The sequence below is a fragment of the Scytonema sp. HK-05 genome, assembly GCF_963872035.1.
Taxonomy (GTDB): domain Bacteria; phylum Cyanobacteriota; class Cyanobacteriia; order Cyanobacteriales; family Nostocaceae; genus Kalymmatonema.
In genome coordinates this window covers 231,024-255,921 of sequence record NZ_CAWMYC010000001.1, presented here as the reverse complement: position 1 = coordinate 255,921, position 24,898 = coordinate 231,024, and the positions used below count along the sequence as shown (strand labels likewise).

Genomic DNA, 24,898 nt, shown 5'->3' with positions numbered 1-24,898 from the left:
GTTCGTTTGTGGACTCTTCAAGAATCCCCCGGCTTTTAGCCGTGGGGAGTATCAAGCTATCGTGTCTCTATCAGGAATTCCATCAACCGGAAGGATACTCGAAATTGGTTGCGGCAGTGGTCAAGCTACAATACCTTTTGCTCGCCGAGGTTATCGTCTGTTGTGCATCGAGCTGGGTGAGAACCTAGCTGCCGTTGCCCGACACAAACTGGCAGCCTATCCCCTAGTAAAGGTGCAGACCGGAGCCTTCGAGGACTGGTCGATACAAGAAGGAGCCTTCGATTTAGTGGTCGCGGCGACTGCTTTTCATTGGCTCGACCCGGCGATCGCCTACCCCAAAGCTGCTTGTGCGCTCAGAACAGGGGGAGCAATTGCTCTATTTTGGAACTTGCATATACATACCGACGACACCAGTCCACATTTCTTTGAAGCAGTGCAGCAGCTTTACTGTCGCTTTGCTCCTGAACTAGTTAAAGACGATAAACCTCTCCCCCGTCCTGACGAGGTGGAGGACAAAACAGGTGAGATCGAGCAGACAGGTTTGTTTGGCAAGGTAGCAATTCGTAAGTATCGATGGGATGTAGTATATGACGCTGCCAGCTATATTCGCGTTTTAAACACCTACTCTGGTCACCTAAATTTGAACAAGACAAAACGCCAGCGTTTGTTTCGTGCGATTGCTGAGCTGATTGATACCCAGTTCAACGGTTGCATTACTAAGGGCTACTTAACTAGCTTATATGTAGCTCGCCGCCAGTAATTTTTTTCCATTAAACACTAAACGTTGCCCACCTCCACTACCAACTAGTTTTGACTTTTGACTTTTGACTTTTGACTTCCCCGAAGGGGTGACCACACCCGTTGTTCTCAGAACTTTGGGGATTGGCACCCGTCCTATTAACAAAGGCGGACGGGGACGCCCCGAAGTTCCAAGCGGAGGTTTCCTCCGAAAGGACTTCTCTGCACCCCACAAGATGGATAATTTATTTCTTGGAAATCCCTATTGTTATATAGTGTTTCGGTATTTTTCTACATTGAAATGGATTGTTACAATACAACAACAAGCTAACTTAGTAAGCACGAATGCCCAAGGTACAAGCTCAAGGTAAAACAATTGAGTGCGTTCGCGGAGCCAATCTGCGGCAAATATTGCTGCAAAATGGTGTTGACCTCTACAATAGCGGTGCTAAGGTTATAAACTGTCGGGGAATTGGCAGCTGTGGAACTTGTGCAGTTCTTGTAGAAGGCAAAGTATCACAGGCAAATTGGCGCGATAAAGCGCGGCGGTCACTACCTCCCCATTCTCCTACAACAGACCTGCGTTTAGCCTGTCAAACTAAGATTTTGGGCGATGTTAAGGTTACAAAATATGATGGATTTTGGGGACAAGGTTCTCAAATAGTTTGGACATCAGAAGTTTAAGACGGAGAAATAACGATATGGGTAGATGGACACCACTTATTCTTATGGCTGGCGGCTTAGCAATTTTGCTTGGTACATTGCTGGGTATTAGCTTTCCAATGGATGGACGAAATAATACGGCTCAAGCACCAGCACCAGAATCAGCACCAAGGGGCAAAGAATCAAAAGTTCTGCCAGCTAATATCAATGTTAATAGCACTGCCGCTGGTAATACTCCCGCAAACGACCAAAGAAATAATGTTGCCCAGACTAATCAAAACAGCAACACTAACAATGACCAAGTTCAAGACGACACAAGCGGTGGTAACAACAATCAACCAGGCAATCAATCACCAGGCAATCAATCACCAGGCAATCAATCACCTAATGAAACAAATCAGAATACCGAACCAGTTCGAGCTTTGTGGTAGTTAGTCATGAGTTACAAGTTATGAGTTATCGAAACTTTTGGGTCTAAAACCCCGTCCTTTTAAGACGGCTTTGCTGATACAATCAAGGAGGTTATTGACCCACCCGAACAATGGAGACATAAAGCCTAACACCAAAGTTTGCAATACTTGCAACGGCGAAGAAAAATTGGTAGATCGGGATAAGAGGATGGGGCAATGGTGAACATCCCTTGAATCAAAAGTAGGCATAAGAATTCCTTTTTGGATTTCGCTACATTTGGCGGTGGGACACACCGTTACAGTCTGTGGAGCGAACATAAGACCGAATCCCTTAAGGGTGGAGGCAGTTGCTATGAAACAGAAACCCAAGTCGTGAGTCTTGGGAATCACCGTCGCTTATAAGGCGGTGAGGATGTCAAAAGTTACAAGTTATGAGTTATGAGTTATGAGTGACGAGTTGTTAGTCCAAAGTCTATAGCTCAAAGTTTATAGTCCAAAGTTCAAAATTTTATGACTAATGGCTGTTGACTAATGATTATCGACTCTTGACTAATAACTAACTAATGACTAATGACTAATGACTAATGACGTTTTAATTATTGGTGGCGGCGTCATCAGCTTGGCGCTCGCCATTGAATTAAAATTACGCGGTGCGAAAGTGACAGTGGTCAGCCGCGAATTTCATGCTGCTGCTACTCATGCTGCTGCTGGGATGTTGGCACCTGGTGCTGAAAGAATCTCAGACAAGGCAATGCAAGAGTTATGTAAGCGCTCTCTGTATTTATACCCCGATTGGACGCGCAAGCTCGAAGAATTCACCAGTATCAATACTGGTTATTGGTCGTGCGGTATTTTAGCTCCAGTCTTAGGGAAAGATGAGGGAGATAGGGGAGATGAGGAAGCTGTATCCTCCTCATCGTCCTCATCCTTGTCTTGCCCCGCCTATTGGCTAGAAAAGGAAGTCATTCATCAATATCAGCCAGGATTGGGAGAAGAAGTTGTTGGAGGTTGGTGGTATCCTGAAGACGCACAAGTAGACAATAGGGCATTAGCACAAGCACTGTTGGCAACTGCTAAGTCGCTTGGCGTTGAACTTAAAGAAGGTATTGCAGTCGAAGGAATTCAACAGCAGCAACGGCAAGTTGTTGGCGTACAAACGAGTGCTGGAGTCCTTCGCGCCCAACACTATGTTTTGGCAGCAGGTGCTTGGTCAAACGCATTGTTTCCCCTGCCTGTGCGCCCTGTAAAAGGTCAAATGCTGAGCGTGAGAGTACCGGAATTGGTGCCGGATTTACCTTTGACACGGGTTTTGTTTGGGGAAGATATTTACATCGTCCCAAGGCGCGACAGACGAATTATTATTGGTGCCACCGTTGAGGATGTCGGCTTCACCCCCCACAACACGCCAGCAGGAATTCAAACCTTACTACAAAGAGCCATTCGTCTATTTCCTCAAATACAGCACTATCCTATTCAGGAATTTTGGTGGGGTTTTCGCCCTGCAACCCCAGATGAATTACCTATTCTTGGCACCAGCCCTTGTGAGAATTTAACCTTGGCGACAGGTCATTACCGCAATGGTATTCTTCTGGCACCTGTAACAGGAGCATTGCTTGCCGATTTGATTCTTGAGCAAAACTCCGACCCTTTATTATCTCATTTTCACTACTCGCGCTTCCACACTAAGTCATCTACTACCTCAATGCTTACTTACCCCACACTCAAAACTCAGAAACCGGAACTCGCAGCTAGGAACTCAGAACTCAGCACTTTAGAAGACTCCCCACTCCAAATTGCGGGAAAAACTTTCCAATCTCGCTTGATGACAGGAACTGGAAAGTATCGCAGCATTGAGGAAATGCAGCAAAGCGTTGTGAAGAGTGGTTGTCAAATTGTCACTGTTGCAGTGCGGCGAGTACAAACCAATGCTCCCGGACATGAAGGTTTAGCGGAAGCATTAGATTGGACAAAAATCTGGATGTTGCCGAATACCGCAGGTTGCCAAACTGCAGAAGAGGCAATTCGCGTCGCACGTCTGGGGCGGGAAATGGCAAAACTGTTAGGACAGGAAGATAATAACTTCGTGAAATTAGAAGTGATTCCTGACCTGAAGTATCTCCTACCAGACCCCATTGGTACTTTACAAGCAGCAGAACAATTGGTGAAAGAAGGTTTTGCTGTGTTGCCCTACATTAATGCTGATCCCATGCTGGCGAAGCGCTTAGAAGAAGTTGGCTGTGCGACAGTCATGCCTTTGGCAGCACCGATTGGTTCTGGACAAGGATTGAAAACAACTGCAAATATTCAAATCATCATTGAAAATGCCAATGTACCAGTGGTGGTAGATGCAGGCATTGGAGCGCCCTCTGAAGCAGCACAAGCAATGGAAATGGGCGCAGATGCCTTGTTGATTAATAGCGCGATCGCCCTCGCACAAAACGCCCCAGCAATGGCTCATGCCATGAATTTGGCAACAGCTGCCGGTCGTCTGGCGTACCTTGCCGGCAGAATGCCCATCAAAACCTCTGCTATTGCTAGTTCTCCTCTAACTGGAACAATTACAAGTTAGTCAACAATCAAGAGTTAATCGTTCATAGTCGCTCTTGAGTGTTGACGAAGAAAGAACTCAGGATTCCACAAGACAAGCCAGACCGAGAGACTCGGCGACGCACACAGGGAATTTGTCACCGCGTCACCGTGTCCTCTTCTATTCTGAGTTCTGCGTTCTGCATTCTGTGTTCTTCTGTGCTAATGTAACGATTTGTCTCCTAGTTTTGAGAGCAAATATATCGCTTCTGTAACATTAAATAAATAAATGGGATAAGGAATTGTACTCATGCCCTATACAACAGAAGAAGGCGGTCGTCTGAATAACTTTGCTCGTGAACCCAAAGTTTACACAGCAGAACCGCCTACCGACCGTCAAAAGCAAAATTATATTATCCTGGGAATTGCTGCGGCGATTTTGGTTGGTGGCTTGATTTTTGTTGCTTTTTCAGTATCCAATCTCAGTTGATAGAAAATTGTTTTAAAAATTAGAAATTTAATTTTTGCGCTTTTTCAGGCTCCTAGTACGGCTCTCTTGGAATTCACGCATTCACGCATTCAAAATGCTTACATCATAAGCTTTTCCCTTCCGCGTGAATAGTAGCTTTATTCCCACCCCCGGTGTACTAGTCTTATTAGAGCCTGGTTTTTATTTTTTAACAACATTTAACAACAAAGAACTCATACGATTGAGTAGGAACAACCATAAGTGAGTTCTGTACGACTGGGTGGCGAGTAGCGGGGTAAACACCACATCACGCATTGAAAATTGGGTGGTCTTCTTTCTTATCCTGCGGGTTAGCAATCCAGAGCCGTAAGTACATTCTGATTTCTGAGTTCTATGTTCTGCGTTCTTGTTCAAAATATTTTCTTGTTAGAGTATAATTTATAGTTTTGTTCTTTGAAACTTTAAAGAATCGATTTATCCTGAGCAAAGCAACAATGACTTGAAAATCGTAGTCATGGTCAGATTTACAGGCTGCCTGCATGCACCCCAAGAGGGTATATTCACTAGGTTTTGGCTCTTTAGCCGCCATGAGCGTAAATGAAACTACACACTCGGATAATTTTGCTTGGAATCGGCAAGTGTATCACCGCCTAAAACTTGCCCTTAGTCTCGGTTTACGACGACAAATCTTTTTGGCGGTGTGTGATGATTTAAACCTGAGAAATCAGGTAGCAGCACGTTTGCATTCAACTTTGGCTTATCCTGTTGGGCAAGTGCTATATCAGCCATCAAATGCACAAGAAGCCAGCACACCAGCATACCCGCGACTAGTAACGTTGCGGCTGAATTTAAGCGACCCTAATCCTATAGCTCAGATAAATCAGTGGTTGTCTAATTATCCACCACCGATTGTTGGTACATCAAAAGACACTCCAGGGCGATCGCTACCAATACCAGCATTTCAAATTGTCGGCGTTGAACAGCTTACTAGGCAACCAGTAGCAATACAACGGTTATTTTTGCACTATCTGCGTTTAACTGAGCAACAACTGTCTAAGTTTGAATCCAGCTTGCTGTTGTGGGTTCCACGTCCTTGGTTGCATGCTATCCAGCAATCAGCACCACAATTTTGGCGTTACCGTACAGGTGTTTTTGTCTTTGCTGGAGAACCCACACCGACAAATCAAAATAAAAGCTCTCCAGAACGTTTATCCAGTTCTAGAAATTTAGAGTTGGGCAATGTTGAGCAATCGATTTTAGAAGAATCAGCGATTGCGGATAATTTTGACTTTCCGAAACAGATATCAGTTAATCGCGGACACAAAGGGCAAGAAGTTCCTCCGTCAACTTCAGAAAACTTAACAAACAAACCTCTTGAAGAGGAACTCACTGATCAAGCAAGCGCCAGCGATACCCCATCACAAGAGCGCATATCTCACATTAGCAAAGAATTAACAGAGCTAGTCTTAGCAACGATTAACACGACAGTTGGTGAAGACGATGAACAGAACTTGCAAGTGCGGCAAATTCTAGAGGAGATAGAAGAATTACACGCGCAACAAGCTTCGGGCGTCGATCTGGCGATCGCTTATCATCGCTTAGGAAACTTATATCGGCTGCGTATTGAGCATGGACAGTCAACTCTAGAAAATCTCATGGTGGCAATTCTTGCCTATCAAGAATCAATCACTCATGATGACAATTTACCCCAAGTGCCTGATACCTTGAATGACTTGGGTACATTGTACTGGATGCTTTACCGCACACCACCTAATTCTGAGGAAGGACAAGCTTACATAGAGCAGGGGATTGAGTTTTATCATCTGGCTTTGAAGCTCATTTCAGCCGAAAGCCACCCGGAAACCTACGCTCGTGTACAAAATAATCTGGGAACAGCATACGGTGATTTAGCTCGTTTTGCTAATCCTGCGGAAAACTGGCAGCAAGCGGTTATAGCTTACAGTGAAGCGCTACAATTCCGTACAGCCGAGATGGAACCATTAAAGTATGCTGCTTGCCAGAATAATTTAGGGACAGCTTACTGGCATTTAGCACAATACAATCAACCAGTTGAGCATCTTAAGAAAGCGATCGCAGCTTACAAACTAGCGCTTGGTTATTACAGCCCTGAAGAAGAACCGCTCAAGTATGGCATGATTCAAAACAATATCGGCACGGCATATTGGAATATTGCACAGTACGAACAGCCACCAGAAAATCTGCACCTAGCTATTGATGCTTACCAGGAAGCGCTGAAATATAGGACTCCTGCGAATGTTCCTCCCGCCTGCGCCGCCACCCAAAATAATCTTGGAACTGCTTATTGGCACTTAGCAAATCAAGCACAAACTTCCAAGGAGGAGCGGCAAAAGTTGTTAGAACAGTGCATTACTGCATACGAAGAAGCGCTTGCCCTTGCTCACTCACTCAGTGGTATGCCTTTGAGTTTTGATGTGTTTGCTACTCACAATAATTTAGGATTAGCTCATTTTCAGTTAGCAACAGACCAGTATTTCGATGTTGATAAACCAACTCGTTCTAAACATTTAGAAGCAGCATTAGACAATCATTTACAAGCTTTAAATGGGTTAAGCAAGCAACCAGAGGCTTACCAAACAACTTTTGCTTATGTGGTAAAAACGATTCGCGCTTTCCACAATGAATTAGGCATACAGGGACAAAACCTGGCTTTGTCTAAAGTTCCTGGTCAGTTATTACCTGAAATTTTGCCAAAATTGTAAGTTTTGTTAGTAGCTCATAGGGTGGGCATTGCTACCCAAATTTGGGAACAGCTCGTAGCTCATAGCTCGTAGGGTGGGCATTGCCTAGCAAAATCTGAAAATATCTTATGGACAATAAGAGCAATGCCCACCTTATACCGTTTCACTTTAAGGTTGATACAAATAGGCAGCAGGGGGCAGGGGGCAGGGGGTAGGGGGAAAGAATTAGAGATCAATCATTTGTATCAGGCATTTCGTGAAATTATTCAGGCATTGGGTGATATTGAGCACTTTGGTGGGCAATGCCTCTGTAAGTTTATAGTTACAAAATACACATAATGACAGGCATTGCCCACCCTACTTTTACTAGAGTTTGGATGTAGCGAGTAACTCGTAGAGTGGGCATTGCTACCCAAATTTGGGAACAGTGTGTAAAAAATCAGAGCAATGCCCAGCTTAGTCAAACATTCAAAATTCAAAAATAATTAAGTAACTTGTAGGGTAAACATTGCTACCAAAATCTGGGAACAGTTTGTAAAAAACCAGAGCAATGCCCACTTTACCGTGATTCATCAAATACCATTTTTACTGGAGTTTGGATGTAGCGATCGCCCTTGATTTAGGTGTCATTAGCACATCATGACTTACAACTAGTTCAACTTTATAAAACTTCAAAATGCTGCAAGTCACATTTATTAATTAAGCGCTGATAAGAGGCGATCGCTCAATATCCAACGATTAGAATCAGGTTTAATCCAACGCTTTTCATCTTGATTGAAATTACGCTGTTCAATAAGTGCTGCTTGCAATTTTTTCTTCTGCTCAGTATCGAGCTTGGACACCATCCTGGATGCAGCCCTCAATGCAATTGTTTGCTCAAACGCCGTTTCTGAATGACTAATTAAATGTAAAACCAAATCAAAATAAATTGGATCTCCAGACCACTCCGTAACAGAAAGTCCTAGCAATCGTTTCCCTTGATCGCTCGATTGCAGAAGGTCTGTCACTTCTTGTACAGTATATTTGACTTCTGGAGCTAAAGCACGCATCCGTCCAGCGACTGATTCCATCTCAAATGTTCGCTGCACTCCAGAAGGCATTGTCATTCTTAATTCCTTGTACCGTTCGGCTAAACGTTCGATTTCTTGGCGTGCTTGTGATACAGGAATCCGTGAGGCGTAGACTTCCTGCGATTGTTGGCGAATTTGACGCATTTCTTGCTGCTGTTGCGGTGGAGCAGCATCTTCTGCTAGCTTGGTCTGCTCGATGAGAAATCCCAAGGAATCACTGGTCAATGACTCTAGCATAGTCTTCATGCCTGAGCTACCAATTTCTCCCGCAGGCGTCTTCAGCGCTCCCCCACTCAATGCAAAAATTTTAAGTATAGATGGTAACCAAATCAGCGAGAGGAAAACCGCTGTTGTATTTGTAACTCTAAATTTAAATGATGATTCTTTGCCCCAGCTAATTTCACAAGTACTAATAAGGATAAGAATAATACTAATAATTAACCATTTTTTAGGAACTTGGAAGATGCGTTGCAGTAGCCAATCTACTGCTTCCCTGGAAATTATGCTTTTACTAGCCTCAGGATTCTCGGATTTATTATCCATACTCTTACTTCTGTGTCTCGGTTTTTATAGAGCGTCCAAATTACCCTTCGGGTTCGCCACTTTGCTTATGCCGGGAAACCCGTCCACCGCAAGTCGCTCACCAATAACGCTCCACCTCAAGATTATTTTCCTCTGCGGCTTTTAGAATTGAACCCCGGAATAATTCATGTTTCAGGGGGAAAACATTTTCTGGTGGACAGGTGAGTAGATGTTTAGCACGCTCATAAATGGCGATCGCCTCTTCATCATTATGAGCATTGCGGTAAATAATCCCTTCAATTTCTGGGTATATTTCTTTTTGCTCATAAAAGTAGCGCGACCAAGCTTGACTTAAACTACGTTTCTCTGTTTTTGCTAAAGTTGCCTCATTAGCACCAGCCCGCATTGCACCAGGACCGCGTATATCCAATAATTTTAAGTGACTTATGGTTGTGATCAAAGCAAGCTGGTGGTCAGTAATTTCTATACAGCCTGCGTCACCAAAAACTTCCACTAGACAGCTCGAAAGTAGAGGCGCAGGCGCGACGTAGTGTATACCACGTAGTGGGTCATTGCATGGTTTCCGATTCAGTGGCTTATAGCAGCCAGAATGAACTAATTGTTCTAGTGACATGAGTGTGTCCTCCCCTGCAGAGGACTCCTGAGCGCAAACATCAGCAGAATCATCATTCTCTTGTATAAAGTTAACACAGGAGCACTCCCCCAAATGATGGTCAAAGCGATGAAGCGGACCCCAAAAACGAAAGGTAAGAGCAGCAGTATTATATTCGGGAGAGAAAATTCTTAAAAGTTCCGTACCCTTCTTTAAAATATGGAATTTTGGTTTCTGCTTGCCTAAGCTAGGCGGAAGTATTATATTTACCACATTTATCATTCCTATTGTGGTTGACTGACTTTCATAGGGATACTGAACGTCCCATGAGCCTTGAGACGTTGCAAAACCTGGAACTCCAAGGCTTGTTAACTGGAAGATTCACAAGTCGTCGATGTCATTCCGGAAATTCTCTGTGTGGTTATGGAAAATTTTTCAGTATAATTTCGGTATTTTCTGGCAGTCAATCAGTTTCCCTAGTGGTCTGTCTCATTACTTTTGAGAGATTCGTAGTGAGCGCTTGAGCGCTTTGGGAGTTTAGGACTAAAGTCCTTACTACAAACTACGCAAACTTTATATTTTAAAGTTTCACAAGATCCCCGACAACTTTTACGAAGTCGGGGATCTGACCCCTAATGACATAAAGCATTAAGCAAGAGCACTGAAAAACCCGGTTGTGGCGAACAACCGGGTTTTTGAGTTTACTAGAATCCGATAAATTAATGACACATTGTCATAACACTCCCACACACCGTGCTTCACCAATGACTTCCTGTTTTTGACCGCCTTTCAAAGCTTCTACAGGCGTAAGTCCATTTAAAGCTTTGTTCGGTCGAGTGAGCCAACTGATTTTCGACATAGCAGGAACATTAAGAGCTTTTAAGACATCTGGTAATCCAGCAATCACGCCATCTGGTCCTTGTGGATCGAATTGCCAAGTGGGAAATTTCCAAACTCCATTGTCTTGAACTGCAACTAAGCTGTTCTTTTTCAAACGATCATGGGGAGTCTGACGCGTTGTATTAAGCATTTCCGCCACTTGCGGTGCACTTAACGAATCCCTCAGTAACTCTTGTCTCCACTTAAAATTCCTGGTAAGGGCAGCAAATTCTAATCTTCCTCGCTCTTGGTTACTGATTTTATTTGCTCCAAGCTTAGCAGCAAAATCAGTTTCAGCTTTGGAATACTTTGAAGTTTTACAAGTCGTTTGCAGTTGTTCGGCTAAGTTTTCAATTTCATCAGGGTGTAGTGAATTCAGATAATCTTGAAATCCCCTTGCTATTCTTTCGAGCGCTTGTTGCATCACGTCTTTTTCACAAGGAGCATCTATTGTTACATTAATCGTACTCATAATTTCACCTCGATTGACATTCTCACAATTTGTCATGCTATAAACTCAATTCATGTAAGAGATGTCAAGTAACTACAACTCCAGTATTGTATGTTCCTGAATGAGTTAGGGTAAGAGTAATGAATGACTTGTGCATGAATTATGCATGATTTACAATTTTTTGATTGGTAGAATAGCTTATATCACTATCAAAATATTTATGATGGAGTATAATGAGCAGGCGATCGCTTCAGGCATCTCCTGAAGGAATGAAAAAAGCACAGGCTGCGCTGATCCGTAATTCATTAACGCAACAGGCGTTGGCAGAGGAACTGAGTATTAGCCGTCAGCCAGTGAGCAAGTTTTTCCAAGGGAAAGCAGTTGACCGCTACATTTTTGTCACAATCTGCGAAAAGTTAGGACTGGAATGGGATGAGATTGCGAGTGTCTCCTCACTCCCAGCAGATGATGCAGCAAGTACTTCTGAGATAGAAAGTCTGGTAAAAACTGCACGAGAAAAAATTCATAACAGTATTGCAAGGCGTTGTGGTGTAGTCCGACTGCTAGATCAAGAGCAGCCGATTAGGTTGGACGGCATTTACACTCATGTCAACGTTTTGGAGCGAGTGACTGGACGTAGGCGGCTTTCCATTGCTCAATTGCATGATTGTTGTCAGCAGCAGAACTGTGAGCGTTTTGACTTAAGCAACATTTACCAAAAGCGGGTGACAGCACTCGAAGCAGTAGAACGCTACGACAAGCTGATGATTTGGGGAAAACCAGGTTCCGGCAAAACCACGTTTTTGAAATGGCTAGCAATTCAGTGTAACTTGGGTCAATTTCGAGGCGAACGCCTCCCAATTTTTATCAGCCTCAAGGAATTTGCTGAGGCTAGCGGACAACCAAGCTTGTTGGACTACATCACAGCACAATTTGAGGAATGTGGAGTTGTTGAACCCCAAGCAGTTCAAACACTGCTGAGTCAAGGGCGAGTGATACTTTTACTCGATGGTTTGGATGAAGTCAGACAAGCCAACCTTCAGCGAGTGTTGCAGGAAATTCGTGTTATTTCAACGCGGTTTTTTGCCAATTCTATAGTGATAACCTGCCGAATTGCAGCACAGGAATATACTTTTGAACAATTCACCGAAGTGGAAGTTGCTGATTTTGATGACCAACAAATTGCTAGCTTTGCCGCAAAATGCTTTCAGGGTGAAGGTTCGGTAAAAGCACAACGCTTTGTGCAAAAGCTGCAAGAACATCAATCACTCAAAGAATTAGCTACTAATCCCTTACTGTTGAGTCTTTTGTGTCTGGTGTTTGAGGAAACAGATTTTGCAGCAAGTTGTTGTCAGCTTTATGAAGAAGGGCTGGATTTATTACTGAGAAAATGGGATGCTAAACGCGGTATTAAGCGAAATCAGGTTTACAAACAATCCCGGCAGGATAAAGAAGACTTGCTAAGCCAAATTGCTTGGACTACCTTTGAACGTGGCGAGTATTTTTTCAAGCAATTCGCCATTGAGCCACGGATTTCCCATTCTATCCATACATTCCCTGAGGGTAGCACCTTTTTAGAAACACTTCAAGTTGACAGCGAAGATATTTTCAAGTCTATTGAAGCTCAGCATGGTTTACTGGTTGAGCGGGCAAGAGGCATTTACTCCTTTTCCCATATCATCTTTCAAGAATACTTTGCTGCCAAAAAAATTGTTTCTAGCCCACCTCATCAAGCTCAAGAAGCTTTGCAAAACCTTGTCCGCCATATGGCTGAAAAACGCTGGCGAGAAGTCTTTTTGCTAGCAGTGGAGATGTTGCCAAATGCAGACGATTTATTGCAGTTGATGAAACGCCAACTCGACACTCTGGCAAGCGATGAAAAGCAGTATGAGGAGGCTAAAAAGTTGCTGATTGATTGCCTCAACAGTGATTGTTACTTGACATCCTCACCGCCCTAAAAGTACGGTGATTCCTCACCACGTCAGCAACCTACTACAAGCAGGAAAACTGATCGCTGAATGGGGTTGACGCTTCAATGAGAACAGCCTGGAACCAGGTCTTACACTCTCTCCACGTCCGTTTTAAGTCTCGGAATGCCCTTCCGCGACTAACCGACTACAAACCATTGAATGCGTGACTTTTTCCTCTGGGGTGGATTTATGTTTACTACCATTGCCCGTTGGTTTTTCTCTACGCCTGCTCTCATCGTAGCTGTTTCAACGCGTCTTGAGCCTAGAGGGGGATTGTTAACTCCAAGTATATTTTACCACAAAGCCGTCAAACGAAGGACGGGGCTTGTATCCCATTAATTTCGGTCACTCACCAAGTGCGACAGTTGATTTCGGACGCCTTGCTACTGCTAAAGACAGGCTCAAGCGCCGTCAGTTGATGAATTAATCGCAGAAAATATTGATGAGTAATCCGCATCAGACAATGACATTTTCATTGCCGTGTCTATAATGTCGCGCACACCCTCAACCCCACTGAGATTTAAACTTGTAGATTTTGCCTCATCGATAAACAAATCTATATCTTTCATCAAGTGTTTTGTCGAAAAGTTGGGATTAGCATAATTGCTATCAAGCATCCGCTGTAACTTTTTGTCGAAAGTCGGTGCGTAAAGCGCACTCTGGCGCAGAATGTACATGAACAGATCTACGCTCACACCTTGACGCTGGGCAAAACCAACACTCAGGGCAAAAGCTGTTGTCATGGAAGCAATCAGTTGGTTTAACGCCAGTTTCAGCGCCGCCGCAGTTCCTACAGGACCTACAAGTAGAGGTTCTGGACTAAAATGTTGGAATAATTCTAGGTGGCGTTGATATTGTTCTTGGTGTGCGCCTACCATCACAATCAGTTTGCCATCTTTGACTTCTGGAGTGCTCCCCAAAACAGGTGCTTCTATATACTCGCCACCAGCAGCAACCACTGCATCTCTGATTTCTTTACTTTCTGTGGGAGTAATTGTCCCCATTTGAATGATGCTGCGGCCGGCGACAGATTGCCAAGACCTGTCCGAAAGCAAAACACTATATATAGCTGCAGCGTTACTTAGCATGAGAATGCTACACTCAGCAGCACTAATTGCTTGGTAGGGGCGTGTTACGACTTCCGCACCAGCTGCTTTGAGTGGTTCTAATTTTTCTGGGGTGCGGTTATAAGCAATAACTTCTACATTTGCCTCTAACAACCTTTGCGCCATTGGCAGTCCCATCAATCCAGTCCCCAGAAATGCCACCTTCATTTTTCACCTTCCGTTGGGTTTGCGATCGCTTTTCAATGGTTTAATTTTCATGCTTTAAAACTAAGCACCGAGAGAAGAAACAAGATTAAGAAGAACACAGAACGCAGAACGCAGAACACACCTTCGTCCCCACAGACTCTATCCGGAGGATTTAAGAAAGCATTTTTCTTGTCAGCCTAATTAAAATTAGGGGCTTGTAACCTCTACTCAGAACCCAGTTGTACACAATTGTAAGGATATCAACCTGTGTTTCTAAAAAATTGCTGAGTTCTGACAACTGTGTTCTGAGTTCTTTTTTGGTCATTTTCTTTCTTGATTCTTCTCTCTTCACTCTTCATTCTTTCCCTAACCTCCAGCCGCAAAAGTCACCATAATCAGCACCGAAAGTAGAATTCCCGGAACAAGTAGCACTACTAACATGAAAAGGTCATGAGGAGTCATAATTATTACCCTTTTGAAATTATTATTTCCAATGTAATCACTGCTATGGTAGATCAACAATCACTCACACACTGTTAATAGCGCTTTATTTTTCACATTTTCATTTGTTCTGGCACGCTGAGTCCTTTCAAAGCTTGTGCAGCTTCTTGAGTTGTCAGTCCTTTGCGCTGAACTAAGACACCAAACCCACCTAATCCCAAAGGATCTAAAAGCTGATGTAGAACATCCCGGCGGCGCAGCAACTGTGAGATGGGTTGTTGTGTATACGATAGGGCGGCGATTCGTTCTCCCAACCCCAAAGCCATCAAAAACAATGCTTGCTCGGTAAAACCAACTTTATCTAATCCACACCGCTCACCCCATCGTTCCAAAGCGGTAAAGTCAACATGTGCTGTGATATCTTGTTGCCCTATATTAATATATGGGTCATTATGACGTTGATGGTGATAATAACACTGTAGCGTACCTTGCGATCGCCTGGGATTGTAGTAACGGTTAGCAATGTAACCATAATCAATAGTTAACAGGTATCCACGCTGCAATCGGTCTGCCACCATACTCAACCAATCCAAAGCAGCTAAGTTAACTTCGCTACGATAATTTTCAGGGAAATCACTAATATTTACTCCTACCAAATCAAAGTATTCCACAAGCTTGGATGTGGAGGGCGTACCTGAGATTTCTACAAACTCAATATTTTGATGTGACCTCACTCCCCTCTCTGCTTGCGGAGAGGGGTTGGGGGTGAGGTTCTGCCTAGTTGTGACATAAATCTCCCACAGTTTCCCCTGTTCCAGAACAAATTGATGCACAGGCAAAGCATCGACCAACTCGTTGGAAAAAAAGCAGCCAGTGATAGAGTGACTTGGTATCTCCTCTAAATTGAACCAGCGCACAGAAAATTCTTGCAAACGTTGCTGTTGTTCTTGCCTTAAGACTGGGGACTTTTCTACAATGACATAATCTAGAGCATTGAAAAAATCCGGGTACTGCTGCTGGATGTACTTAAGAATATCTAAAGCCAAAAGTCCTTGACCTGCTCCCATTTCTACCATAGAAAACGGTACAGGTCGCCCTAAAATCTCCCACATTTGGACAAATTGCACCGCCAGCAATTCGCCAAAGTCAGCGCCAAGGTGAATAGAAGTGAAAAAATCTCCCTGCTTTCCCAAGTTCACCGCCCTTGTGGAATAGTAACCAAGTTCAGGGTGATATAGTGCCATGTCCATAAATTCGGCGAAAGTTATTCGCTTTTGGGGACTAGTGACGATGTGGTCTGTTATTATTTCAGACAAAGCCGAATTAGAATTCATAACACTGTGGAGTTACTATCGGTCATAGCAATGGTAGGTTGAGTTTATTAGAAAATTTTGCAGGCAACAAACTCAATGATTCAAGTTGCGATTATCAATCAAGGTAAGCAAGACAATTCATAATTAACTGTTTTCGATGCAAGCGGCTGTTGCCAGAGTTTTTGCCCCTTGTTGTATTATTTCAATATCTGATGACGTCCATTGTCGAGGTGCTTGGCAGTGATGAGCCACTAGTAACCCCCATAATCCCCGAGGGATCACTACTGGTGCAACCAAGTTGGCACGAACTCGCAAATTGCGGAGAAAATCTCGGTGACAAGCTTGGATTGGTTCTAATTCTATATCGGCGATCGCTCTTATCCTTCCTGCCAAATATAAAGCGGCATATTCATTATTAAAACAATCATCTGGTCCAGTTGAACCAATAATTGAGAATTCATCAGAACTTAGAGATTCAAATGTTACCTGCCCTTCCCAATGACTGTAAAAGTAATACAAAACTACGCGATCAACTTGCAGCATCTCTCTAAGTTGATTAGTTGTTTGTCGTACTAGCGCATCCCGTTCGATTGTGCTAACAAGGCGGTTGAGTACTTTTTGTAAACCCTGCTCAACAAGCTTCTTTGAGTTAGGGTCAAATTCTTGATCCGAATGAATTTGCACAGGTTTGAAATGATGACTCAGTAAAGGTTCTTGGAATTTATATAGTAACTTATCCTACCTTTATCAAAATCCCTGCTGAATTAAAATCATCAATTTTATGCTCACTCAATACAATGCTAATTAACGATTTTGGCTAATGACAAAGAAAAAGTAAAAAAACATAAATTCTCCCTACAAATTTTGCAGGTTAGGAAATATTGAAAATTAAGAGGATGTCTGAGAAGTCAAAAATGTCATGCTGAACGGAGCGACAGCGCAGTGAAGCATCTCACAAATTCACGGTGAATAGGGATTCTTCGCTCCACTTCGTTACGCTCAGAATGACAAAATATACCTTATCCAATCTTTTCAGACATCCTCTAAGACTTTTTTAATGTTTGAGCAAAATGTGAATTTTGAAAAGAGAGATTTGCCAGACCCTTCATATTACTTAAAGCCAAAAAAATAAGCCAAAAATATTACACTTTTATAAGTCAGGGTGCGAAGCCCCATACGTGTCAACTTAAGGTGAAAGCGCCCTTTTTAACAGTTACCAGTTACCAGTTATCAGTTATTGCCTCGTTCCCAGCCTCAGGCTGCGAATGCCTACTGGGAGGCTCTGCCTGCGTTAAGAGCGTTACTAGCCGCTTCAAGGGCATTTCCAGGTGGAACCACCGAAACGAGATTTTAGAAACGTTTTGGCTTAAGTTGACACTTATGAGCAAAGCTTCGTGCCCCTACAGCTAACCTGTGTTCTACACAGCAGAACACCCAGATTATCATTCCCAGGCGGCTTGCCTGGGAACCCAATTGTGTTATCTATCTACCGAACCCATGATGATGTCAACACTACCCAAAATGACGACAATATCCGCCACCTTCACACCTTTTAGTAAATGAGGCACAATTTGGACATTATTGAAATCGGCAGCGCGAATCTTCCATCGTGCGGGGAAGACGTTATCATCACCAATCAGATAAATTCCCAGTTCACCTTTGCCACTTTCTACACGGGCATAGATTTCGCCTTTGGGAATCTTAAAGGTGGGAGCAATTTTTTTGCTAACGTACTGATAATCAGGACCATCCCACTCTGATTTTTTACCAGCTGCTAAACGCTTGGCTTCCAAGTTCTCGTAAGGACCACCGGGAAGTCCTTTGATAGCTTGTCTGATGATTTTTACGGATTCGCGCATTTCTCGCATCCGCACTACATAACGGGCGAAGCAGTCGCCAGCGGTTTCCCAATGCACGTCCCAGTCGAAATCGTCGTAGCATTCGTAGTGGTCAACTTTCCGCAAATCCCACTTCACACCAGAGGCGCGTAACATTGGACCAGAAAGTCCCCAGTTAATCGCTTCTTCACGGGTGACGGTGCCAACACCTTCAACACGACGGCGGAAGATGGGGTTGTCGGTCACTAAGCGCTCGTACTCGTCTATTTTGGGTAATAAGTAGTCGCAGAAGTCTAAGCACTTGTCAATCCAACCATACGGTAAGTCAACCGCTACCCCACCAATACGGAAGTAGTTGTGGTTAACCATCCGGTACCCTGTAGCGGCTTCCCACAGGTCGTAAATCATCTCCCGTTCACGGAATTGGTAGAAAAAGGGAGTTTGAGCGCCCACGTCAGCTAAGAACGGACCAAACCAGAGTAAGTGGTTGGCGATGCGGTTCAACTCTAGCATGATGACGCGGATGTAACTGGCGCGTTTGGGGACGGGAATGTTTGCCAGTTTTTCTGGGGCATTTACAGTCACGGCTTCGTTGAACATTCCCGCCGCGTAGTCCCACCGACTCACGTAGGGGACGTACATGATGTTAGTGCGGTTCTCCGCAATTTTTTCCATTCCCCGGTGCAAGTAGCCGATGACTGGTTCACAATCAACGACGTCCTCGCCATCAAGAGTGACAATTAATCTCATCACCCCGTGCATTGAGGGGTGGTGAGGACCCATGTTCAGCACCATGGGTTCGGTGCGGGTTTCTAATCTTGCCATAAAAAGAGTGTTCTCCGGTCTTGGAAAATTTTAAAATCGAACTACGCAGACGCAACAGACAGCGAACTAAGCGGTAAGTTGGAGAGAGGGTGACAGTTGATGGCTTTGAGTTGATGTTTCGTTTTATTGCACTTATTCAATTATTATATGGAGCTTGAGATGCAGGGAATGGAGGCACAGGAATTTTTTCATGTGCCTGTTTTGAGTCGAGAGGTTATTGAGGGTTTGGCTGTGCGTCCCGGTGGGCATTACTTGGATGCAACGGTAGGCGGTGGCGGTCACAGTCGTTTGATTTTGGAAGCTGCACCAGATACTCGGGTAACGGCTATTGACCAGGATGAGGACGCTTTAGAAGCTGCGCAAAAGGTATTAGCGACCTTTGGGGAACGGGTAAAATTTATTTATAGCAACTTTGCTGCCTATAAGTTTCCATTGAGTACTTTTGATGGTATAATCTGCGATTTAGGAGTTAGCTCACACCATTTGGATACCCCGGAACGAGGTTTTAGTTTTCGTCGGGAAGCAAGTTTGGATATGCGGATGGACAGGCGACAACCTCTCACGGCTGCTGATGTGATAAATTCCTGGGATGAGGTTCAGTTAGCAGAAATTTTCTTTAAATACGGTGAGGAACGATTATCCCGACGCATTGCCAGACGTATTGTAGAACAACGTCCGTTTCATACGACGACACAATTAGCTGTTGCGATCGCCTCCTGTGTCCCCCCTAAGTATCGTTACGGGAGAATTCACCCTGCCACGCGTGTTTTTCAAGCGTTACGAATTGTGGTCAACGACGAGTTAAAATCGCTAGAAACTTTCTTGAGCAAAGCACCAAACGCGCTTGTACCAGGTGGCAGAATTGCGATCATCAGTTTTCACAGCCTGGAAGACCGTATAGTCAAGCATACTTTTAAAGATTCGCCTTTGTTGCAGGTTTTAACGAAAAAACCGATAGAAGCACAAGAAGAGGAAATTGTCAACAATCCCCGCGCTCGTTCTGCGAAGTTGAGGATAGCCGAGAGAAGGGAGTGAGGGAGTGAGGGAGATGAGGGAGTGAGGGAATGAAGGAGAACTAATGACTAATGAGTAATGACAATCCGACTTACGCAGAAGAGATCCCCCAACCCCCTTAAAAAGGGGGCTTTTAAGATTCCCCCCTTTTTAAGGGGAGCCAGCCTTGTTTTGGGGGTTCCCCCCGTTGAGCGGACTGGCGTGGGCTAGGGGGGATCGAGGTTTCGGGTTTTCAGTGCGTAAGTCCTGGACAAATTTGGCGTGGCAACTCTACGCGGAAGGTTGAACCTTGACCCAAGTTACTACTGACGGTGATTGTTCCCTTCATTAAGCGTACCAATTTCTCTACAATCGCCAGCCCCAAACCAACGCCGCCCTGCTTGCGTGTCGTAGATCTATCGACTTGCCAAAATTCCTGGAAAATATTTGTTAACTCGGATTCTGGGATGCCAATGCCTGTATCTTTGACCATCAACACGACTCGGTTGGGATTGAGTTGCTGCACTTCCACAAATACGCCACCAGTTTCTGTAAACTTAATAGCGTTGGAAATTAGGTTCACCAGCACTTGCTGCACGCGAACGCTGTCGTTGACAATTCTCGGGTTTTCGAGATTTGAGTGGACAACCAAGGCTAAGTTTTTCTGTTCGGCAAGCAAACGGAGTTCCTCTGTGGTTGCTGTCACTAGCTCGACTAAGTTAAGCTCTTGTAATTTAAGTTCTAGCTTATCTGACTCTAGCCTGGAGAAGTCTAATATACTCTCAATGAGCGTGAGCAGGTGTTTACCACTTTTGATAATCCGTTCTACCATATCTCTGATTTCTGGGGGGAACAGATGGTAGTAGCGGCGCAATAGTAACTGGGAAAACCCGAGAATTGAATTCATCGGTGTCCGCAACTCGTGGGATAGAACTGACATGATTTGGGTTCTTATCCGTGCAACTTCTTGCAGCTGCATATTCTGGAGTTGAATCGCTTGCAGTTTTGCCTCTGCTTGCTTGCGAGCAGTAATGTCGCGCACCAACCAACGCCAGCCTAGAGGCTGACCTTGTTTATCCTTGATAGTGGTGACATTTAAACTGGCGTCAAAGATATGACCTCTTCGCGGTTGCAAGCGGATTTCCCACTCTTGTATTTGCTCTATATCGTGCAGGCGTGTGAGTTGGCTACGAAAGGCATAACGTTCTTCCTCAGGGACAAAGCTGCTCAACGTTTTGCCTATCAAATAATTTTTTGATATGTTCAGCACAGTTGCAGCAGCGCGGTTAGCTTCCAAAATCTTGCCGTAGGTATCTGTGACAAGATAGCCATCGGGGGCAAACTCAAACAATTCTTGGTAGCGCAACCGTTCTACTTCTATTTCTTGCCGAGCAACAACTAACTGCTCATTCTGCTGGCGCAATTCTTCCTCAGCCACGCGCAATTCTTCTAAGGCGGTGCGAAGTTCCTCGAAAGCTTGCGCTAGCAAATGTTCATGCTGCCTAGGTGATGTGCTCACGCAATCTTCTAACAATTGGCTGCGGTGGAGCACTTCTTCAATTTGCTGACCAAACTTGTCCAGATTCACTGCGCACCTCTTGTTGTCTCCTCCACCAATCACGATACTTGTCGTGCCAATAACTAGAATCTATCTAGCTGGTTAGAAATCTAATAATAACTCTAATGACTGTTGACTATTCCTCTGGATCACTTTTCTCTATCCAACGAATTAAAGCTGGCAACTAGGAGTCTGTCGTTGGGGTGAAAGGGACTGGGGATTAGGGATTAGGGATTGGGGATTGGGAACCCTTGTTTGCTTAAAGTCAAATTATGTCCGAGGCAACAAAGCCGACTATTGCTGTTGCTGTTGCTGTTGTTCCATCACTAAAATCACTCCTTTGATGTCTAAGTCGTTGCTATATAGCGGTGTACAAATCACTTGGCATGCGATCGCCCTACCCCGGCGGTTTATTGCGTTCAGTACCACTTCATAATTTTGTGATTCCCCACTAATAATTGCTCGCAGTGGCTGGAGCAGTGGCTGTATGGGCAAATTGATATCCAAGCTTATGAACTGTTTGGAAAAAACTTCATCAAAGCGCAAACCCCACATATCTTCGGCTTTACGGTTCCAGATGAGGATTTGCAAGTCGGGATTGAGAACCACCACTCCGACACGGAGACTCGTGAGTATCGACTCTAAAAAGCTGTTGGCTTGGTTGAGTTCGTCGCTGCGCTGACGCAGTTCTTCGTTTATTGTCTGCAATTCCTCGTTTGTGGATTGCAGTTCTTCGTTCATTGTTTCTAGTTCTTCGTTGGTGGACTGAAGTTCTTCGTTGGTGGTTTCTAATTCCTCGACTGTGGACTGAAGTTCTTCGTTAGTGGTTTCTAGTTCTTCGTTGGTGGACTGGAGTTCCTCATATGCTGTTTCTAGTTCTTGGTTTGCATGAACCAGATCGTGCTGTAGCTGTTTAAATCGGGTTACGTCGATGAATATTATTTTTATACCAATCAGTTCATCAATATTCTCATCCAACAGTGGCGTGAACTGCACGTCGAGATATCTGATTTCGCGCTCCGCGATTGACCATTCAACCTCTTTTAAAGTGATAATGCGATGATTGCTGCGAACTTGGTCAATGGGCGATCGCAGATCTACCGGTCGGTAGGAAAGTTCTAAATCTTGTAAAGGGCGACCAATGTCTTTCAAATTGAGATTAAACAAATTTCGGGCTTCCGCGTTGGCTAAAATGACTATGCTGTTGCTATCTACTACGATCTGGGCAAGCGGATCAACCTCGAAGCCAGCTTCATAAATGCTGAGTTTGTCAATCATCTCTGGCGTAACTTGTTGACTCTTAGAGTGAGCAATGTTCAGTAGCAGATCGCGCATACTGCCATGACCCAGTTTGGTGAACACCCTTTCCCGCAAATCCACTGTTGTATAGGAGTGATTGCGGCTAAACAACATTTCTGCTTTACCCAAAAACAGAAAGCCGTTATTATTTAGGGCAAAGTGAAAGCGAGCAAGAATTTTGGCTTGGGTTTCGGTATTAAAATACATGATAGTGTTGCGGCAGATGAGCAAGTCAATCTTTGAGATAGGTGCATCCTGCACTAAGTCATGACGACCGAAGATCACACCGCGCCGCAGTTCTTTTTGCACGAGGTAGCGACCATTGACTCGCTCAAAGTACTTGTCCACGAGATGTGGGGGAACGTTCTCCACTTGCTTAGAGTTGTAATGTGCTTGGCGAGCGTAGTTGATAGCATCCACATCTACATCGGTGGCAAAGACTTTCACCCGTGCTGTGTATTCTTCGATGCCTAGCGCTTCAGCCAGTAATATCGCTATGGTGTAACTTTCTTCTCCAGAAGCACATCCTGCACTCCAGACGCGCACTGGTGTGGTTGGCTGCTTGCTTGCAATGATTTGAGGAATAATCTCACTAGCTATGTACTCCCAAGCCTGTGGATCTCGAAAGAAGGTTGTGACGTTGATCAGAATCGTGTTGAACAGATCAACAAACTCGTCCGGATGGACTTCCAAGTAGTCGAGATAATCGCTGTAGCTTTGAACACGAACGGACTGCATACGTTTGTGAATCCGGCGGGTTAAGCTTGTCCGCTTGTAGCCGCTAAAATCAAAACCACGGTTACGTTTTATATATTCTAAAAGGTTCTCTAAATCGGGATTTAGTTCTGTACTACTCATATTTTGTGATTATATTCTTTTGAGTTTTAGATTTTCCTCTAATTTTTGGAGCTTATCTTTAAGAATCCTTACAGCTATTTTCAGCTGATTGAACCACAGATTTTTCTAGGGGCACGGCATTGCCGTGCCCCTACAGAGTGCTTTATTTACTTGAAAACCGCTGTAATAATAATTATTCCACCGGACATGATAGAATTTTTAACTTTTAACTTGTTTGAGGAATTTGTATCCTTTTTAGCGTTCATCCCAAGCTGACGAGTGAGTTCCTACCTGCGGAGTTCTTTTCTTGGTTATGTAGTAGTTATTCCTCAAGAGCCAGTTCGATGTCCTCAGGCGCTTGAGCAATATTCGCCTCTACTTTGACTGATTATTGCCCTTTAAAAGGACATCCCGGATCAGGGCAGCTTGCTCTTGAGCATCGTGAGCCTGCTGTTCTAATCGTTTAGCTGACAGACTTTGGTTGCGATCGCGCATTCGCCCAGCCATACGACGTGATAAAGATGATTTTTCCTCAAGTGCCCTTAGGGCAATCCACAGCGCATCTTCCAAGGCATCAGACTGCTTAGCCAGCAAAGTTTCTGCCGACAAAGCGTGACCAGTGCGACACCGGAACCGTAACAAATCTCCTTCCGAAAGATCCCAGAGAGTACCACCGCAGTCAGGACAAGCGAAAGGGGATGGTTTACCAGGTCGCTCGTCCTTGTTTAAAACTGTTATATTCATTTCCGCCAGTTCAGATTCAATTTCTATCTCCTGAGAAACAGGTTTTTCTGGTTCTGCTGGTACAGGCGTGTTGGCAAGAACTACCAAGGCATCTGGAATTTCTGACAGTGGCAGGATATAGTCAATGTCATCTACGTTGGCGATCGCACTGCGTGGCATTCCAGAATACATCGCATCATCGGGGTGCTGCACAACCGCCACACCATCCCGCATTTTTACCGCCTTGAGTCCCGCCGTGCCGTCGTCAAGCACACCCGTTAGCACTACGCCGACAACTCGCCGCCCGTAGGCTCGTGCAGCAGTGCGAAACAGCGGATCGATGGCTGGGCGATGGCTGTTTTCTCTTGGACCGCGCGTTAACTGGATATATCCTGGTTTCACCAATAGGTGGTAATCAGGCGGGGCAACGTAAATCCGTCCCGGACGGATTGCTTCGTTATCCTTGGCGTGGGACACTGGTAAGTTTCCCGCGCGTTCGAGAATCTGCGGCAAAACACTCGTGCCGTCAGATGGAACGTGAAGGACAATAAGTATCGCAGCATTTAAGTCTGGTGGTAAATGCTTAACTAGATAAGTCAGCGCTTCAACTCCGCCAGCCGATGCTCCGACAACGATAATATCGTGTCCGGGCATTTTGTTATGATTCCTCACTAATTGCAGCGGAGCAAAAACCTCACTGTGCTAAATATCAGGCTAGCAAAATAGCGAAACTTGCTCGCCTAGCTTGAAGTAGATTTATCCCAAGTTAAGTAAGCTACAAACGTTT

General features: G+C 44.4%; 19 protein-coding genes. 9 read left to right on the top strand and 10 right to left on the bottom strand.

Going from position 1 to position 24,898, the window contains the following annotated elements:
• The 7 genes from AACT52_RS01030 to AACT52_RS01000 form a co-directional block, all read left to right on the top strand.
• Positions 1 to 760: class I SAM-dependent methyltransferase (locus tag AACT52_RS01030; RefSeq protein WP_073626411.1), on the top strand; the 760-nt coding region annotated here is incomplete at its 5' end.
• A 64-nt stretch (positions 761 to 824) separates the two neighbouring features.
• Positions 825 to 1,109, top strand: coding sequence for a hypothetical protein (locus tag AACT52_RS01025; RefSeq protein WP_158054471.1), 285 nt, complete (start codon positions 825 to 827; stop codon positions 1,107 to 1,109).
• Entirely contained in the window at positions 1,084 to 1,422 is a 339-nt protein-coding gene (locus AACT52_RS01020) for a 2Fe-2S iron-sulfur cluster-binding protein (protein WP_073626377.1), read from the top strand. The genes AACT52_RS01025 and AACT52_RS01020 overlap by 26 nt, the downstream gene beginning before the upstream one ends.
• Before the next feature lie 17 nt (positions 1,423 to 1,439).
• Positions 1,440 to 1,832, top strand: a complete 393-nt coding sequence (locus AACT52_RS01015; RefSeq protein WP_073626375.1) for a hypothetical protein — start codon at positions 1,440 to 1,442, stop codon at positions 1,830 to 1,832.
• Between the two features lie 556 nt (positions 1,833 to 2,388).
• A complete protein-coding gene (gene thiO, locus AACT52_RS01010; protein ID WP_073626373.1) occupies positions 2,389 to 4,380 on the top strand; it encodes a glycine oxidase ThiO in 1,992 nt (663 codons plus the stop codon).
• Between the two features lie 267 nt (positions 4,381 to 4,647).
• Positions 4,648 to 4,827, top strand: a complete 180-nt coding sequence (gene psb34, locus AACT52_RS01005; RefSeq protein ID WP_073626371.1) for a photosystem II assembly protein Psb34 — start codon at positions 4,648 to 4,650, stop codon at positions 4,825 to 4,827.
• 566 nt (positions 4,828 to 5,393) lie between these two features.
• On the top strand, positions 5,394 to 7,547 hold the full coding sequence (locus tag AACT52_RS01000; RefSeq protein WP_073626366.1) for a tetratricopeptide repeat protein: 2,154 nt from the start codon (positions 5,394 to 5,396) through the stop codon (positions 7,545 to 7,547).
• A gap of 674 nt (positions 7,548 to 8,221) precedes the next feature.
• Here the strand turns inward: AACT52_RS01000 and AACT52_RS00995 are convergent.
• The 3 genes from AACT52_RS00995 to AACT52_RS00985 all read right to left on the bottom strand — a co-directional run bounded on the left by AACT52_RS00995 (position 8,222) and on the right by AACT52_RS00985 (position 11,118).
• On the bottom strand, positions 8,222 to 9,139 hold the full coding sequence (locus tag AACT52_RS00995; protein WP_073626362.1) for a hypothetical protein: 918 nt from the start codon (positions 9,137 to 9,139) through the stop codon (positions 8,222 to 8,224).
• Between the two features lie 97 nt (positions 9,140 to 9,236).
• Positions 9,237 to 9,752 carry an RES domain-containing protein gene (locus AACT52_RS00990; RefSeq protein WP_233153753.1) on the bottom strand — a complete coding sequence of 172 codons (516 nt, stop codon included), beginning with the start codon at positions 9,750 to 9,752 and terminating at the stop codon, positions 9,237 to 9,239.
• Positions 9,753 to 10,464: 712 nt separating this feature from the next.
• Positions 10,465 to 11,118 carry a hypothetical protein gene (locus tag AACT52_RS00985; protein WP_445263911.1) on the bottom strand — a complete coding sequence of 218 codons (654 nt, stop codon included), beginning with the start codon at positions 11,116 to 11,118 and terminating at the stop codon, positions 10,465 to 10,467.
• 176 nt (positions 11,119 to 11,294) lie between these two features.
• Between AACT52_RS00985 and AACT52_RS00980 the strand changes: the two genes are divergently transcribed.
• Positions 11,295 to 13,019, top strand: a complete 1,725-nt coding sequence (locus AACT52_RS00980; RefSeq protein ID WP_073626360.1) for an NACHT domain-containing protein — start codon at positions 11,295 to 11,297, stop codon at positions 13,017 to 13,019.
• Positions 13,020 to 13,432: 413 nt separating this feature from the next.
• On the opposite strand, the gene AACT52_RS00975 is transcribed toward AACT52_RS00980, so the two are convergent.
• From AACT52_RS00975 to AACT52_RS00960, 4 genes are all read right to left on the bottom strand, one after another.
• Complete coding sequence (locus AACT52_RS00975; protein ID WP_073626358.1) at positions 13,433 to 14,305, bottom strand: NAD(P)-dependent oxidoreductase; 873 nt, start codon at positions 14,303 to 14,305, stop codon at positions 13,433 to 13,435.
• Between the two features lie 533 nt (positions 14,306 to 14,838).
• Positions 14,839 to 16,059, bottom strand: coding sequence for a class I SAM-dependent methyltransferase (locus AACT52_RS00970; RefSeq protein ID WP_073626355.1), 1,221 nt, complete (start codon positions 16,057 to 16,059; stop codon positions 14,839 to 14,841).
• Between the two features lie 123 nt (positions 16,060 to 16,182).
• Positions 16,183 to 16,722, bottom strand: coding sequence for a GAF domain-containing protein (locus tag AACT52_RS00965; RefSeq protein WP_073626353.1), 540 nt, complete (start codon positions 16,720 to 16,722; stop codon positions 16,183 to 16,185).
• A gap of 794 nt (positions 16,723 to 17,516) precedes the next feature.
• Positions 17,517 to 18,701, bottom strand: a complete 1,185-nt coding sequence (locus AACT52_RS00960) for an NAD(P)H-quinone oxidoreductase subunit H (protein WP_073626351.1) — start codon at positions 18,699 to 18,701, stop codon at positions 17,517 to 17,519.
• Positions 18,702 to 18,848: 147 nt separating this feature from the next.
• On the opposite strand from AACT52_RS00960, the gene rsmH reads away from it, so the two are divergent.
• Positions 18,849 to 19,736 carry a 16S rRNA (cytosine(1402)-N(4))-methyltransferase RsmH gene (gene rsmH / locus AACT52_RS00955; protein ID WP_073626349.1) on the top strand — a complete coding sequence of 296 codons (888 nt, stop codon included), beginning with the start codon at positions 18,849 to 18,851 and terminating at the stop codon, positions 19,734 to 19,736.
• A gap of 211 nt (positions 19,737 to 19,947) precedes the next feature.
• Here rsmH and AACT52_RS00950 read toward each other — a convergent pair whose 3' ends face one another.
• The 3 genes from AACT52_RS00950 to AACT52_RS00940 all read right to left on the bottom strand — a co-directional run bounded on the left by AACT52_RS00950 (position 19,948) and on the right by AACT52_RS00940 (position 24,765).
• Positions 19,948 to 21,282, bottom strand: a complete 1,335-nt coding sequence (locus tag AACT52_RS00950) for a PAS domain-containing sensor histidine kinase (protein ID WP_073626347.1) — start codon at positions 21,280 to 21,282, stop codon at positions 19,948 to 19,950.
• Between the two features lie 264 nt (positions 21,283 to 21,546).
• Entirely contained in the window at positions 21,547 to 23,409 is a 1,863-nt protein-coding gene (locus AACT52_RS00945; RefSeq protein WP_073626345.1) for a CheR family methyltransferase, read from the bottom strand.
• A gap of 354 nt (positions 23,410 to 23,763) precedes the next feature.
• Positions 23,764 to 24,765 (bottom strand): chemotaxis protein CheB, encoded by a 1,002-nt coding sequence (locus AACT52_RS00940; protein WP_073626343.1) that lies wholly within the window; start codon positions 24,763 to 24,765, stop codon positions 23,764 to 23,766.
• Between the last annotated feature and the right edge of the window lie 133 nt (positions 24,766 to 24,898).